The sequence below is a fragment of the Armatimonadota bacterium genome, assembly GCA_028871815.1.
GTDB lineage: Bacteria > Armatimonadota > Chthonomonadetes > Chthonomonadales > Chthonomonadaceae > REEB205.
In genome coordinates, this window is sequence record JAGWMJ010000002.1 from 234,482 (window position 1) to 248,220 (window position 13,739).

15 protein-coding genes are annotated in these 13,739 nt (G+C 61.3%); 10 read left to right on the forward strand and 5 right to left on the reverse strand.

The window, feature by feature from the left end:
* The first annotated feature begins 21 nt into the window (after positions 1-21).
* The 6 genes from hisD to KGJ62_03935 are packed head-to-tail and all read left to right on the forward strand — an operon-like array spanning position 22 to position 3,969.
* Positions 22-1,320 (forward strand): histidinol dehydrogenase, encoded by a 1,299-nt coding sequence (hisD, locus tag KGJ62_03910; GenBank protein ID MDE2125713.1) that lies wholly within the window; start codon positions 22-24, stop codon positions 1,318-1,320.
* A complete protein-coding gene (gene hisB / locus KGJ62_03915; GenBank protein MDE2125714.1) occupies positions 1,317-1,910 on the forward strand; it encodes an imidazoleglycerol-phosphate dehydratase HisB in 594 nt (197 codons plus the stop codon). Before hisD ends, hisB begins: the two co-directional genes overlap by 4 nt.
* Positions 1,907-2,530: an imidazole glycerol phosphate synthase subunit HisH gene (hisH, locus tag KGJ62_03920; GenBank protein ID MDE2125715.1), complete on the forward strand. Its 624-nt coding sequence runs from the start codon at positions 1,907-1,909 to the stop codon at positions 2,528-2,530. The genes hisB and hisH overlap by 4 nt, the downstream gene beginning before the upstream one ends.
* Before the next feature lie 38 nt (positions 2,531-2,568).
* Positions 2,569-3,324, forward strand: coding sequence for a 1-(5-phosphoribosyl)-5-((5-phosphoribosylamino)methylideneamino)imidazole-4-carboxamide isomerase (locus tag KGJ62_03925; GenBank protein ID MDE2125716.1), 756 nt, complete (start codon positions 2,569-2,571; stop codon positions 3,322-3,324).
* Complete coding sequence (locus tag KGJ62_03930; GenBank protein MDE2125717.1) at positions 3,317-3,616, forward strand: hypothetical protein; 300 nt, start codon at positions 3,317-3,319, stop codon at positions 3,614-3,616. The genes KGJ62_03925 and KGJ62_03930 overlap by 8 nt, the downstream gene beginning before the upstream one ends.
* Positions 3,617-3,636: 20 nt before the next feature.
* Positions 3,637-3,969 carry a hypothetical protein gene (locus KGJ62_03935; protein MDE2125718.1) on the forward strand — a complete coding sequence of 111 codons (333 nt, stop codon included), beginning with the start codon at positions 3,637-3,639 and terminating at the stop codon, positions 3,967-3,969.
* A gap of 104 nt (positions 3,970-4,073) precedes the next feature.
* On the opposite strand, the gene rpmA is transcribed toward KGJ62_03935, so the two are convergent.
* The 3 genes from rpmA to KGJ62_03950 all read right to left on the reverse strand — a co-directional run bounded on the left by rpmA (position 4,074) and on the right by KGJ62_03950 (position 5,708).
* The gene (gene rpmA / locus KGJ62_03940; GenBank protein ID MDE2125719.1) at positions 4,074-4,355 is read right to left on the reverse strand and encodes a 50S ribosomal protein L27; all 282 of its coding nucleotides are present in this window, start codon (positions 4,353-4,355) and stop codon (positions 4,074-4,076) included.
* Positions 4,356-4,379: 24 nt separating this feature from the next.
* Positions 4,380-4,691: a 50S ribosomal protein L21 gene (gene rplU / locus KGJ62_03945; GenBank protein ID MDE2125720.1), complete on the reverse strand. Its 312-nt coding sequence runs from the start codon at positions 4,689-4,691 to the stop codon at positions 4,380-4,382.
* A 489-nt stretch (positions 4,692-5,180) separates the two neighbouring features.
* Positions 5,181-5,708 (reverse strand): hypothetical protein, encoded by a 528-nt coding sequence (locus KGJ62_03950; GenBank protein ID MDE2125721.1) that lies wholly within the window; start codon positions 5,706-5,708, stop codon positions 5,181-5,183.
* A gap of 994 nt (positions 5,709-6,702) precedes the next feature.
* Between KGJ62_03950 and KGJ62_03955 the strand changes: the two genes are divergently transcribed.
* Both KGJ62_03955 and KGJ62_03960 read left to right on the forward strand, forming a co-directional pair.
* Positions 6,703-9,507, forward strand: coding sequence for a DUF4982 domain-containing protein (locus KGJ62_03955; GenBank protein MDE2125722.1), 2,805 nt, complete (start codon positions 6,703-6,705; stop codon positions 9,505-9,507).
* A 25-nt stretch (positions 9,508-9,532) separates the two neighbouring features.
* Positions 9,533-10,066: a hypothetical protein gene (locus KGJ62_03960; protein MDE2125723.1), complete on the forward strand. Its 534-nt coding sequence runs from the start codon at positions 9,533-9,535 to the stop codon at positions 10,064-10,066.
* A gap of 22 nt (positions 10,067-10,088) precedes the next feature.
* Here the strand turns inward: KGJ62_03960 and KGJ62_03965 are convergent, their stop codons facing one another.
* Together KGJ62_03965 and KGJ62_03970 are read right to left on the reverse strand one after the other, a co-directional pair.
* Positions 10,089-10,238 carry a hypothetical protein gene (locus KGJ62_03965; protein ID MDE2125724.1) on the reverse strand — a complete coding sequence of 50 codons (150 nt, stop codon included), beginning with the start codon at positions 10,236-10,238 and terminating at the stop codon, positions 10,089-10,091.
* 84 nt (positions 10,239-10,322) lie between these two features.
* The gene (locus tag KGJ62_03970; GenBank protein MDE2125725.1) at positions 10,323-10,565 is read right to left on the reverse strand and encodes a hypothetical protein; all 243 of its coding nucleotides are present in this window, start codon (positions 10,563-10,565) and stop codon (positions 10,323-10,325) included.
* A 150-nt stretch (positions 10,566-10,715) separates the two neighbouring features.
* Here KGJ62_03970 and KGJ62_03975 point away from each other — a divergent pair, with 150 nt between their 5' ends.
* Both KGJ62_03975 and KGJ62_03980 read left to right on the forward strand, forming a co-directional pair.
* Positions 10,716-12,188, forward strand: coding sequence for an alpha-L-fucosidase (locus KGJ62_03975; protein MDE2125726.1), 1,473 nt, complete (start codon positions 10,716-10,718; stop codon positions 12,186-12,188).
* Entirely contained in the window at positions 12,185-13,693 is a 1,509-nt protein-coding gene (locus KGJ62_03980; GenBank protein MDE2125727.1) for a sialate O-acetylesterase, read from the forward strand. The genes KGJ62_03975 and KGJ62_03980 overlap by 4 nt, the downstream gene beginning before the upstream one ends.
* The last annotated feature ends 46 nt before the right edge of the window (positions 13,694-13,739 follow it).

Below are 13,739 nucleotides of genomic sequence, written 5' to 3' on the forward strand. Positions count from 1 at the left end.
TGCGACTAACGGACTCAGGAGATGCGGGTGCGCCAGATAGAGGTAAAGCGCGATGGGTGGGACGTGGCACTTGCGGCGCTGCAGCGTCCGGCTATGCAGGCCGATACCGGCCTTGAAGATACGGTGCGTGGCATCATCCGCGACGTCCGTTTACGCGGCGATGTCGCTCTCCTCGAGTTGGGCCGCAAGTTTGACGCGCCGGACCTGAACGCACTTGTTGTTGAGCCCGAGGATCTGGATCGCGCCGAGGCCGCCGTCGATCCGGCGCTCGCCGACGCCATACGCGTGGCAGCCGCCAATATACGGGCGTTTCACGCGCGGCAGCGGGAGAACAGTTGGTCGTTCAGCAGCGGAGGCGTTACCACCGGGCAGCTGATCCGCCCGCTTCAGCGCGTTGGCGTCTATGTCCCAGGCGGCACGGCGCTCTATCCCAGCACGGTGCTTATGACGGTGATACCGGCTCGCGAAGCCGGGGTGGAAGAGGTCGTTCTATGCACGCCGGCCCAGAAGGATGGCAGTGTCTCACCCGCCGTCCTGTATGCAGCGAGTATTGCGGGCGCCAGGCTCATCATCCGTGCCGGAGGCGCGCAGGCCCTTGCCGCAATGGCGTTCGGCACAGAGAGCGTTCCGCGTGTTGACAAGGTAGTAGGACCGGGAAACCTCTACGTCAATATAGCAAAGCGCCTGTTGTACGGTCATGTGGATGTCGATATGCTGGCCGGGCCCAGCGAAGTGTGCGTTTTGGCCGATGGTAGCGCCTCTGCACGCTTCGTCGCCGCAGATATGCTGACCCAGGCCGAACACGATGGCGACGCTGCTGCTTTCCTGATTACGCCATCTGCAGCCCTGGCTTCAGCCGTGCAAGCTGCCATTGAACGGGCACTTGTTGGTCAGCCACGCCGAGCCATTCTCGAACGCGCACTCCTGGAGCATGGAGCGCTTATTGTGGGAGAGACGATGGCGCAGTGCATTGATCTGGCAAACCGCTGCGCACCCGAGCATCTGGCGCTGATGGTTGAGGACCCATGGCGTTTGCTTCCTTCGATCCGTTCGGCCGGGGCGATCCTGATGGGTCGGTACACGCCGCAGGCCCTGGGCGACTACATCGCCGGGCCGAGCCACTGCCTGCCAACCGCAGGGACGGCGCGGTTTAGCTCACCGCTCAGCGTAGAGAGCTTTCTGAAGCGGACTTCGGTGGTCGATTGCAGCATTGAGGCGCTCCGTGAACTCGCTGGCCACATCACCGCATTTGCGCGTGGCGAGGGATTCGAGGCGCACGCACAGGGCGTTGAAGTGCGCCTGGAGGAGCCGGAGACGTGAGCCGTACCGCCGAAATTGCCCGCAAAACAGCTGAAACCGACGTAACCGTCTCTCTCGACCTGGATGGCGACGGCAGCTGTGATGCATCAACAGGAATCGGCTTCTTCGACCATATGCTGACCCTCGTGGCGCACCACGGCCTCGTTGGGTTGAAAGTACGAGCGCACGGCGACGTCCATGTGGATGATCACCACACGGTGGAAGATGTTGGGATTGCCATTGGGGCCGCGCTACGCAAGGCACTCGGTAATTGCTCCGGCATCGTACGTATGGGCCATGCCTTTGCTCCGATGGACGAGGCACTGGTACTGTGCGCGATCGACGTGAGCGGACGTGGCATACTGGTCTGCGAGTTGGAGCTGCCCACGCCCCGGTTGGGAGACTACACCACCGAACTGACGCCGGAGTTCTTCCGGGCCGTAGCGCACAACGCAGGCTGGACAGTCCACCTGAAGCAGATATCCGGCTCCAACACGCACCATTTGGTGGAGGCGGCGTTCAAGGCATTCGCGCGCGCGGCTCGAATGGCCGTCGCGGTGGACCCGCGCGTGATCGGCGTGCCCAGTACCAAGGGTGTGTTGGGCGAATGATAGCGATTGTAGATTATGGAATGGCAAATCTGCGAAGCGTCGAGCGCGCTTTGCGGTACCTTGGTGCGGAGGCGTGTATCACAGCGCAGCCGGACGAGGTGGATGCCGCTGCCGCCGTGGTACTGCCGGGAGTAGGCGCATTTGCGGCCGCCATGAATAACCTGAGGGAGTCGGGATTGCAGGAGGCCGTTGCCCGAGCAGCTCGGTCGGGGAAACCGTTTCTGGGTATCTGCCTGGGTCTGCAGATGCTGTTTGATAGCAGTACTGAAATGTGCGGTTCCGAGGGCCTGGGGTTATTCCGTGGCACGGTAGTGCGCCTTGGCGATGACCCGCCCACGGAATGGCCGCTCATCAAAGTGCCGCACATTGGGTGGAACCAACTCTGCAAACCGCGTCCATCACGCCTACTGGATGGAATCTGCAGCGGGGAGGAGGTCTACTTCGTTCACTCGTACTACCCCGTTCCGACGCAGCCCGCCCTGGTGGTGGCGACTGCGGAGCACGGCCGGCCATTTTGCGCCGCCGTCGAGAGCGGCAACGTGGCCGCTACACAGTTCCACCCGGAGAAGAGCGGCGACGCAGGGCTTCGCATTTTGCGAAACTTCATCAGCTGGAACTAGGTAGTGATACTCGTGCACCCGCTTGTGCTGCAGACCGTATGATGGAGGTCTTCCCCGCCATCGATATTCAGGATGGCGTCTGCGTCCGGCTTCAGCAGGGTCGGTTCGACTCAGCTTCCACATACTCCAGCGATCCGCTTGAGATAGCGGTCCGCTGGAAGGATGCCGGCGCAACCTGGCTGCATGTGGTTGATCTGGATGGCGCTCGCCGCGGCATGCCGACGCCGGCCCTCTCGTCGGTACTCGACCGGCTGGTAGCGGTCGGCGGATTGCGAATTCAGTGGGGCGGCGGAATCCGAACGGCCGACCATATAACGCGAATCCTGAATGCCGGGGCGACACGGGTGGTTCTAGGCACCGCGGTGACGCAGGAACGTACGAGGGCGGCCAAACTGCTCGGCGAGTTTGGTGAAGCCGCCGCGGTCGCGGTCGACGCGCGCGACGGACTGGTGGCGATCAACGGCTGGCAGACCGACACCGATCACAGCGTAGCGGAGTTCACGTGCGAGATGAAGTCATTGGGAGCCGTTCGGTTTATCGCGACCGATATAGCCACCGACGGCATGCTGTCGGGTGTGAATACGGTGGCGCTCGCCGGAGTAGCGGAAGCTGCATCGCCGATGCCCGTCATCGCATCTGGGGGCGTTGCCGGGCCTGACGACATCCGGCGGCTCATGCAGTTGCAGCAAGAATCGCACAATCTGGAGGGTGTTATCGTGGGCAAGGCGCTGTATACAGGCAGCTTGCAACTCGGCGAGGCATTGGCGTTAGCGCAGGGAGGTCAGGATGGATAACGGCACTCTGGCAATCATGCTCTCGCTTGGCATCCCGCTGGCGGCCATAATCACCAATCACTTTTACAAGCTGGCCAGGCTGCGTGCGCAAAGCCGAACCGGCCTCGACTCCGGTACACGCGCGGCGATCGAGTCGCTTCGGCAGGAGGTGGCAACCTTGCGCGACACGACCATGCAGTACGACCTCAGCTTCGATACGGCGCTTCAGCGCATCGATTCCCGGGTTACTGGTTTGGAGCGGCGCCTCTCGGCTGCCGACCCGGCGCCAGTCTCGGCCCGTATCGGCGATTAGTACACGAAGGAGGCGCAGCCATGGGCTTTTGGATGGCCGTCGTACTGGGTATGATCGTGGCGGCAGTTTCGGTAATCGCCATCCCGATCGCCGGCATCTGGACGTACCACCGTCGTAAGCTATATGCTATGGAACTCGAGGCGCGGGGCCGCGAGGCTGACCAGGTGACCGCCCAGATCGAGGAGTTGCGCGATGAGCTGCGGGCGCTCCGAGACACGACGATGCAGTACGATCTGAGTTTCGACACCTCACTACAACGGCTTGAAAGCCGGATGCAGCACCTGGAAACTCGCAACCGGGTTGGCGCCGCGGTCGAGGAGCAGGCGCCACTCTCATCGCGACTCGGTAACTGAAATGGGGCGCCCGGTTTGCCTGTACAAGTGCGCAAGCCGCGGCCGACCAGATGGGTCGATCTACCGCGGCTTTTGAGGTCGGTTCAAGGGCCCTCGGGCCGGATTCAGTCCGCTGCGATCTCGACCTGCGCTGTTTCGGCCGGGTACACGCTCACTCGACGGCGATCCTTGCAGCCTTCAAACTTCACGATACCGTCGATGAGCGCAAACAACGTGTGGTCACGACCCAAGCCCACATTGGCGCCCGGATGCAGTGGCGTGCCGCGTTGGCGCACCAGCACGTATCCGGCTCGTACGGTTTCGCCACCGTACTCCTTCACGCCAAGCATCTTCGGCTTGCTGTCGCGGCCATTGCGCGAGCTGCCCATACCTTTTTTGTGTGCCATGGTTTTGTACTCTGCAAGCCGCGTTCAGCCGGCGATTTGATCGATCCGTAGACGGGTCAACTCCTGACGGTGCCCGTAGCGGCGTGAGCTATGTTTCTTCGGCTTGTAGGTGAAACCGTTGATCTTCTTGCCTCGCTCGTGGGCCAGAATCGTGGCGACCACTGTAGCCCCTTCAACAGTTGGAGCGCCGACGCGAAGGCCGTCATCGTTCGCGACCAGGAGAACCTCCTCCAGCACTACCGTGCTTTCGGCATCGCCCACCAGGCGCTCGACCAACAACTCCCCACCGGGCGAGACGCGATACTGCTTACCACCCGTTTTTACGATTGCGTACATGCGTAGCTCCAAGCGGCTGCGGACCAAATACTGTGTTCCGACGCGAGCCCAATAATCTGCGGCCGATTGCGCCGGCGAAGTATTGTACCGGCCTCACTGCCTTTCTGTCAACAGCACGCATTGCCCGTAATCCTCCAGCTACGCTGTCGGCTGTCGCGACACGCGCGTCATTGGTCGCCGTTTTCTCGGATTGGCTTCCGCGGCCGGTTTCAGGTGCCGTCTAGCGGGCGAAATATCGTGGGTTAGGGTCCGGTGTTGGCTATTGTCCCGTCCATCTGGCGCTAGATGGCGCTGTTTGCGTTGCGACTGTATACGCCTTACGTGAAAATGCGCTCCGAATCTCGCGTCGAGTTCAGTTGTCGGCTACTCTGAGGCGCGCCGGCGTCTTGTGTGGTTGCTAGGTCATGTACTGCGCAACCGCCCTTTCTCTGATGACTGCGACCAGCTGCGCAACACGGATCCCAATGTCGGAATCGCTACACGCAGCCTCTACGGTACCCAGATCCTCACCGGGTTAGCATTTTCCGTCGTGGCGGGGTCGCCCGGCATAAAGGCAGGGCCACCCAGGCTATTCTTCCCAAAGACCGATCCAAACAGAGCAATATCTGGGTACGTGACCACCGTGTACATTCCGGTGGCGAGGTCCGGGCTGTATTCGGTGACACTCTGCGACGTGCCGGGCGCGACGTCAACGCCGGACCCACCCTGGCCAGAGGTCCCCAAAGAGGGCGGGTCGATGGCCGTAACCTGGCCGTCTGCGCTAGTTGCCGTCCCTATGAAAAGCGGATCCCCGTCCCAACGCACGCTGCCTGTTGTGCCGTTGGCCACCGTGAATGTTATCGACAGCCAACTGGTCCCAGATTTCGTAGTTCTAGTGACGACCTGGCTGAACGTGATGCCGTCGACCGTCCGGGGACGTGACGTGCGAGTGACTGCGGCCGGGCCGGCTCCGCCGCCGCATCCCGAGCCGACCAGGGTGGCTGCAAAGATCGCAGCCGCAAGATAGGCGCTCTTCATGGCTTGCTTTCCTTCTGGGGGATGAATGGGGGCGTGTCAGTACCCGAAATAGAACGGATAGTTGATGGCCGGCGCGAACTGGTGTGGTTCCGGGCAACGCCGTACACGCATTCCCGCCATTATGACGACGCTGGAACTTGGCGCCGAGCGGAAATGCGGGATTCCGAACAGCAGCACGCACAGGAGGGTCAACGCAAGCTGATTAAACGGCCAAGTCGGACGGGCCGCGTTGCGTTGCGTTGCGCGGCTGCCTGAAGTGTTCCGGTTCATCGGCCCTGCTCCGCTCAATCCCAATTTCGAGTCGTCGATACCGGTCTACCACAAATATCGCCGGTTGGCATACCCAGAGCATTCCACAGATCAAGGTATGGCATAATCCCGGCAAATGCCGCCGTCATGCACCGCGTAGGGTCAACCTTAAGCTTGATCGGAATACGACGGTATTCAGGCTTCATTTACTCACCCTTTCAGTGAGTAAATTCAACGCGCGAATCGCTGGTTCCGCGTTCACAGACGGTCCCAAACTATTTCTGGTGGAGGATCACGGACGTCTCACCGAAAACCTGGGCGAAACCCCAAAAATCCTGGGGCTGTTCGGAGGATTACGTGCGCCGCCGGCGACCGGCTGCGCCGTACCAACGACTAATTGCGGCGGTTGTGCTCTCGAAAGAGTACCGTGCGGCCGTGGAGAAGATGCTCATCATGCCCAACCCGGCCGATATACAGCGACAGATACTGGCTCCAAAAGGGCGTACCGAAAGTCACGTTCCTGTCTGAGGCAAAGAACGAACGGGAGCCGCATTCCTACGTTAGGCAACACGGACCGTCGGATCCTGTTAAAGTCAGATACCAGCTCGAGGTAACGAGAGCGTCTGGTCCTCAATGGGCGCTGCAGCGTGCCCGAAGCGCCTGCTCACGCAATTTACGGTATCATCGCTCCATTGAGATTACGCAGCGTCTTGCAGACCTTGCCGCTCCCAGGACTGAGATACCCATGAACCGAACTTTGTGGCATACCGCCGCACTTGCATTACTGATTGTGTTTTTGCCGCTGAATACGGTCGCCAATGCGATAACCGTGCCACCGGCTGGCCGGCAGCGCATCCGACTCGATGCCGGCTGGCGGTTCCACTTGACGCAGCAGGGCCAACTGGCACACGGCGTTGCCATCCGTGCCTGGCGCTGGAAGGAGGACGATGCGCCACATCAGGATGTTGCCTCAATGACGGCAGCAGACCTGGATGTAACAGGCTCCGACTGGCATCCCGCCTCCACCGGGGAGGACGTTTTTCACGGGCGTGTCGGGTTTGTGTGGATGCGTACCGCGCTGCCGGCCGTTCATGGTACGCATCGAGTGCTGCGATTTGCCGGCGTGGATGACAATGCCACCGTCTACCTGAACGGGCGGAAGCTGGTCCATCATGAAGGCTGGAACGATCCGTTCGACGTGCTGCTCGACGCGGCATGGAACCCCGCTGGCCCGAATGTGCTGGCTGTACTGGTCGAAAACACGGCCGGCATGGGCGGCATCATCGGGGCGGTAACCCTGGGCGTGCCGCTGCCGGATCGGCTTGGCGAACCGCAGCTTGCCGGCTATAACGACCGGTCATGGCGCGTCGTGCATCTGCCGAACGATTACGTAGTTCAGGGCAAGTTCAGCCCGCTTGCCGATACCGGCCACGGATCGCTGCCGGTTCAGCCGGCCTGGTACCGCAAGACGTTCCAATTGCCGAGCCGTGACATAGGCAAGAGCGTCTGGATCTACTTTGAAGGCGTTTACCGCGATGCAAGGGTGTGGCTCAACGGACGGTTCCTGGGCGAGCATCCGAGTGGCTACACCGGTTTTCGCTTCGATATCAGCCATGCCGTGCACTTTGGTACGCCAAATGAGCTTGCCGTCTCGGTCGATCCTCGCCATTTCGAAGGCTGGTGGTATGAGGGCGGCGGAATCTACCGGCATGTGTGGCTCACGGTGGCCAACCCCGTTCACGTAGAGCCGTGGGGAACGTTCGTATCGACCAGCCTGCCGGAGCCAACCCTTTCCGATCCGGATCCGAACACGCGGATCATGATCCATACGGCTATTCGAAACGCGTCGCATGCCTCCGCCAGTATCCAACTGGTGAGTCGCATCGTGGATGACCGCGGCGTCGAGGTGGCTTCCATCAGCAGCGGCCAAACGGCGGTCCGTGGCCTCATCCGTGCCTCGCAACAGATACGCATCGCGCACCCCAGACTGTGGTCGCTTTCGCACCCGCGAATGTATCGCTTGATTACCGCCCTTGTCGAGAGAGGTCGGACCATCGACCAGGTGACCACACCGTTCGGCATCCGCACCATCCGATTCTCTGCGGACGATGGTTTCTTCCTGAACGGCAAGCGGGTCGAAATACAGGGCGTCTGCAACCATCAGGACTACGCCGGCGTGGGTATCGCGGTACCCGACAACCTGGAAGCGTGGCGCGTCGAACGGTTGAAATCCATCGGATGCAACGCTTGGCGAATGTCGCACAATCCGCCGAATCCCGAACTCCTGGATGCTTGTGACCGGCTTGGAATGCTGGTGATGGATGAGAACCGGCACCTTGGCGACACGTTCGAGGCAAAAACGCCATACGGCACGCCATACAGCGATATGAGCGAGCTGGATAGCATGGTGCGGCGAGACCGAAACCACCCGAGCATCATCATGTGGTCGATGTGCAACGAGGAGGGCTTGCAGACCACCCAGTTTGGCGCCCGCATCTTTGCCGCGATGCGTGCCGAGACGCTGCGGCTTGACCCAACACGCCCAGTGACGTGTGCAATGAATACCGGCGCTGCCCGGGGCATTGCACTCATCGAGGACATCCGCGGGTTCAACTATGGCCCGGGCGTGTACACCAGCTATCATGCCCGATTCCCAAACACACCGCTCTATGGCAGCGAGATCGGCAGCACCACCACCACACGAGGCATCTACAAAGACGATCGGGCAAAAGGGTACGTGAATGCGTACGACGCCTATCCACCCTGGGCGACCTCGGCGGAGGATACCTGGGCGCCAATCGGCAGCCAGCCGTTTATGGCAGGCGGGTACGTATGGACCGGCTTCGACTACAAAGGTGAACCGACCCCGTATGGTTGGCCCTGCATCAACTCACACTTTGGCCTGCTTGACATGTGCGGCTTCCGTAAGGACGATGCGTTCTACTATGAGTCGGTTTGGCAGCAGAAACCAATGGTGCACATCTTTCCGCACTGGAACTGGCAGGGCGAGAACGGGCGCCCGATTGAGGTGTGGGCATACAGCGATGCCGACTCAGTGGAACTGTTCCTTAACGGTAAGAGCCTCGGCCGCAAGAGTTATCCGCGATTTCACCACGTTCAGTGGTCCGTTCCGTACGAGCCAGGTACATTGCTGGCAAAGGCGTACACCAATGGCGTGCTGGTGGCGCAGGATCGTGTAGAAACCACGGGCCCGCCGGCGGCGCTGGTCCTCAAGACCACCCAGCCAAAGATCGCGGCGGATTCTGAAGAGGTGAGCGTGGTGTTGGTCTACGTGGTTGACAGCCGCGGCCGCGTGGTGCCAACCGCCGCCAATCGCATCACATTTCACGTTACCGGCGAAGGTCGCGTGGTGGGCGTAGGAAACGGAGATCCCAGCGATCACGAACCGGACCAGGCTGCAACCAGGCTCGCGTTTAACGGCAAGTGCATGGTGCTCGCCGGACGGGCAAGCCATGCTGGGCGCATGATCGTCACGGCGCAGTCGCCTGGCCTGAAATCGGCGCGACTGGCTCTGACCGCCGCGCCGTAGCCTCGATAGGAAGGTCGGTGACGGTATGAGGCGCCTTGTGAACCTGCTGGTGGCGATCTTTGCCGCCGCCACGATCCAGACACCGGCTGCCGCTCCGGCCGGACTGCTGGCCTCACAGCCGGAAACGCTTCGCGGGCTGCCCGGCTTACGGGTCGTTATTGAGGGACTGCAGCCCGATATCGTGAAGGATGGGCTGAACCAAAAGTCGATTCGCCGAGCGGTGTTGGCGGAGCTGGAACGCGCGCATATTCCGGTTCTCAAGCCGACCCAGGCTCATCAGTTCAAGCCCGCACCGCCGCTGCTGTACATTGCGATCTCCAGCGTTCGATCTGCTGTTCAGCCCGTATACGCCGCGTCGGTGGATGTAGCCGTCACTCAGCCCGCGAAGCTCGACTATCAGCCGGGTGCTACCGTGCTGGATGCCGTCACATGGCGGCAGCGCGCCGTTGAGATCGTAGGCGCGGCACAAGTGAAAACGCTGACGCAGCTCGTTACGATGCTGGTGGCGAAACTCGCTGCGGATTGGGGTCGGGCGCATGCGTCACAGCCGGCTGGGTAGCGCGGGGCTCCGACACAATTAGTCAGTCATCGCCGGCGATATCGAGTAGAAGCTCTACGCTCACCACGTCGCGCCTTGCGCCATCCAGCTTCCCATGCCTGTGATAGATGCCGACCTCGCGGAATCCAGGCGATTTAGGCAGCGCGCGGCCGACACCTGTTTCCGCGAACACACGCGAGACCAGCTTTCAGAACCCGGCTCACGCGGCCCGGCGTATTAGCTCCACCGAGGCCAGTGAGCCTGCGCCGGCTCGTCGTTAGATACGCCGAGACTGAGCCACTCGGGCGTAGCGCTCCGTCGTTCGATAGGTACTGATCGCGGCAAACGCCGTCACTTCGCCGCGATCTTCCACTGCGTCGAGCGGATAGCCGCCGGCATACCAGGTTTCGATATCAGCGGCGCTGCGCGATCGTGGTTCAAGCGTGGCAAGACGCACTACGATGCCCGCGTTGTAGATCGCGGCGACTCGCTCTGAATCCAGTGGTCCAGCCGGTCCCACGTTCAGAGTCGCCCTCCCTATGCAGGCGCGGGAGCGCTGGCTCATTACCGTGCGGCTAGAATCAGGAGTTTTGTGCTCCGCCGGCGAATCGTACCGCATGATTACTTTTCTCCAGTTGCATCAATGAACGTCACACCAGCTCTGGCAGTAATGATGCTCGCCGCCTGCGCCTGCTCTATGGCCGGCGCCGTACCGCCTCCCGCGCCATACGGCGCCATCCCCTCCAAACGCCAGCTGGCGCGCGAGAGGATGGATCTCACGGCTTTCCTGCACTTCAACATGAACACCTTTACGGACAAGGAGTGGGGATATGGCGACGAGAACCCAATCCTGTTCCATCCCACCGCGTTCAATCCCGACCAGATTGTCTCTACGCTGAAGCGAGCCGGGTTCAAGGGGGTTATTCTGACCTGCAAGCACCACGATGGCTTCTGCCTGTGGCCCACGAAAGCGACCGATCACAGCGTAACGCACAGCAGCTGGATGAATGGCAAAGGCAATGTTGTGAAAGCAATCAGCGATGCGTGCCACCGCTTTCACATGAAGTTCGGTGTCTACCTCTCCCCGTGGGACCGGAACAACGCTGCATATGGCACGCCGGCGTATCTGCCGATCTATCGTGAACAGTTGCGAGAACTACTTACCGAGTTCGGGCCGATTTTCGAGGTCTGGTTTGACGGAGCCAACGGCGGCGACGGATACTACGGTGGCGCGCGTGAAACGCGCCAGATCGACCGTACAACGTACTACCACTGGCCCGGAACGTGGCAGATGGTACGCAGACTGCAGCCGGGTGCGGCGATATTCAGTGATGTTGGCCCCGACCTTCGATGGGTCGGTAACGAGTCGGGCTACGCAGCCACCACCTGCTGGCAGACGTATGACCCGGTAGGACCAAATGGCGGACCCGCAGCACCGGGTGACTCGCAGTACCAGACAGCCGGTGTCGGCACGGAGAACGGCGAGCACTGGATGCCCGCCGAGTGCGATGTCTCCATCCGTCCGGGCTGGTTCTACCACGCCGACCAGGACGGTTCCGTCAAATCACCGCAGGACCTCATGAATCTCTATTTTGAGTCGGTCGGTCGAGGCGCGCTGCTCTTGCTCAATGTGCCGCCCGATCGGCAGGGTCAACTCGCGGCGCCTGATGTGATGGCGGTCACGCAGTTCGGCAAAAACCTGCGGAAGTTGTTCAAGGTCAACCTGGCGGCGTCCGCACGGTTACATGCGAGTAACGTCCGTGGAGGCGATTCTGCCGCGTATGGTCCTGATAATCTGGTGGCGCGCCAAGGCCGTAGCTATTGGGCGACCGATGACGGCATCGCTCAAGCCTCACTGACGGTCGATTTCGGGCGCAGCGTTGCGGTGGATGTGATTCGGCTTCGTGAGGCGATTTCTCTGGGGCAGCGAATTCGGGGCTTTGCTATAGACGTATGGGAGAACAGTGCGTGGCATGAGGTCGCCACCGGCGCCAGCATAGGCAACTGCCGTTTGGTACGGCTCGGCACGCCGACGGTCACGTCGCGGCTACGGCTGCGGATTACCAAATCCGACGCTTGCATCGCCCTCGCGCAATTCGGCGTGTATGCCGGCGCTGGTCTTGGGACTGGAGTGAAACCATGAAGGCTTGGTGCTTCCCCGCGGCTGTCGCGGTCGTGGCGGCCCTTGGATCGATGCTTCCTTCCGCGTGTCGTGCGGATATACGCCTGCCGGCCCTTCTTTCCGACAATATGGTGCTGCAGCGCAACACCAGAGTCACGTTGTGGGGTACCGCCAGTCCCGGCGAGCCGGTCGCTGTTTCCGCTTCGTGGGGGCCGACGGCGCATGCAGTCGCCGGCTCGGACGGAGGCTGGCTGGTCCGCATTCCAACAACGCGCGCCGGCGGCCCGTACACCATCACCTTCCGCGGAGATAACACGGTAACGCTGCACAACGTGATGCTCGGCGAGGTGTGGGTCTGTTCCGGCCAATCCAACATGGAATTCACGGTTCGTCCCAGTGCACCGTTCGCGCTGCAGGACGCGTCGCATGAAATCGCCGCGGCCAACTGGCCACTGATCCGAATGTTCAACGTGGTCAAGAACACATCGTCGGTGCCGATTCACGACTGTCGTGGCTCGTGGCAGGTCTGCTCGCCACAGACGGTAGGCGACTTCTCTGCCGTCGGCTACTTCTTCGCCCGGTCACTCTACCAGCGGCTGCTCGGCGCTGCAAAGCAGCACGTTCCGATTGGCATGATCCACTCGAGTTGGGGTGGTACGGAAATCGAGCTATGGATGAGTGAACCGGCGCTGCAGGCTGTGCCAGGCTTCGCCGCACGTATCCAACATTACCAGCAGGCTCAGGAGGAAGCAAAAAATGCTCGCGCCACAAAGCGGCGAGCGCCGTTTTTCCGGATCCACTCCACACTCTTTAACGCCATGATCGCGCCGCTGCTCCGTTACCGAATTCGAGGTGTCATCTGGTATCAAGGCGAGTCGAATGTGGGACGTGGCGCTCAGTATGCGGAGCTTTTCCCCGCCATGATTGCCGATTGGCGCTCGCAATGGGGCGAGGGCGCCTTTCCGTTTTACTACGTACAAATCGCGCCGTGGATCTACTCCGGCAACGCGGCAAACCCCTCCAGCCCGAGCGTGCGCGAAGCGCAACTCAAGACCCTCTCAGTACCGCACACCGGCATGGCGGTAACGTGGGATATATCCCCGGACTATAAAAACATCCACCCGGCCGACAAGCAGGACGTGGGTTGGCGGCTGGCGCTTTGGGCGTTTGCCGATACCTACCACTTGAAGGGCATTGTCCCGTCCGGCCCGCTCTTTCGATCGATGAAACGCGACGGCGATCGCCTGCTGTTGTCGTTTGATCATCCAAACGGCGGGCTGCACGTGGATGGCCCATCCCTGCAGGGCATTCAGATCGCCGGCGCCGACCGGGTTTTTCATCGGGCAGATGCCCGGGTCGACAACTGGCAGCTTCTGGTCTGGTCGCATGCCGTACCCGAGCCTGTGGCCGTACGGTATGGATGGTGCGATTACGGACCACTGAACCTGTTCAATGGCTCCGGACTTCCTGCGTCTCCGTTCCGCACAGACAGTTGGCCGGACCCAGCCGCAAACGGCAAGTGGTGAACCGCGTCGCTCCGTGATTTGGCACGGCGAAGTTCAAAATTATCGT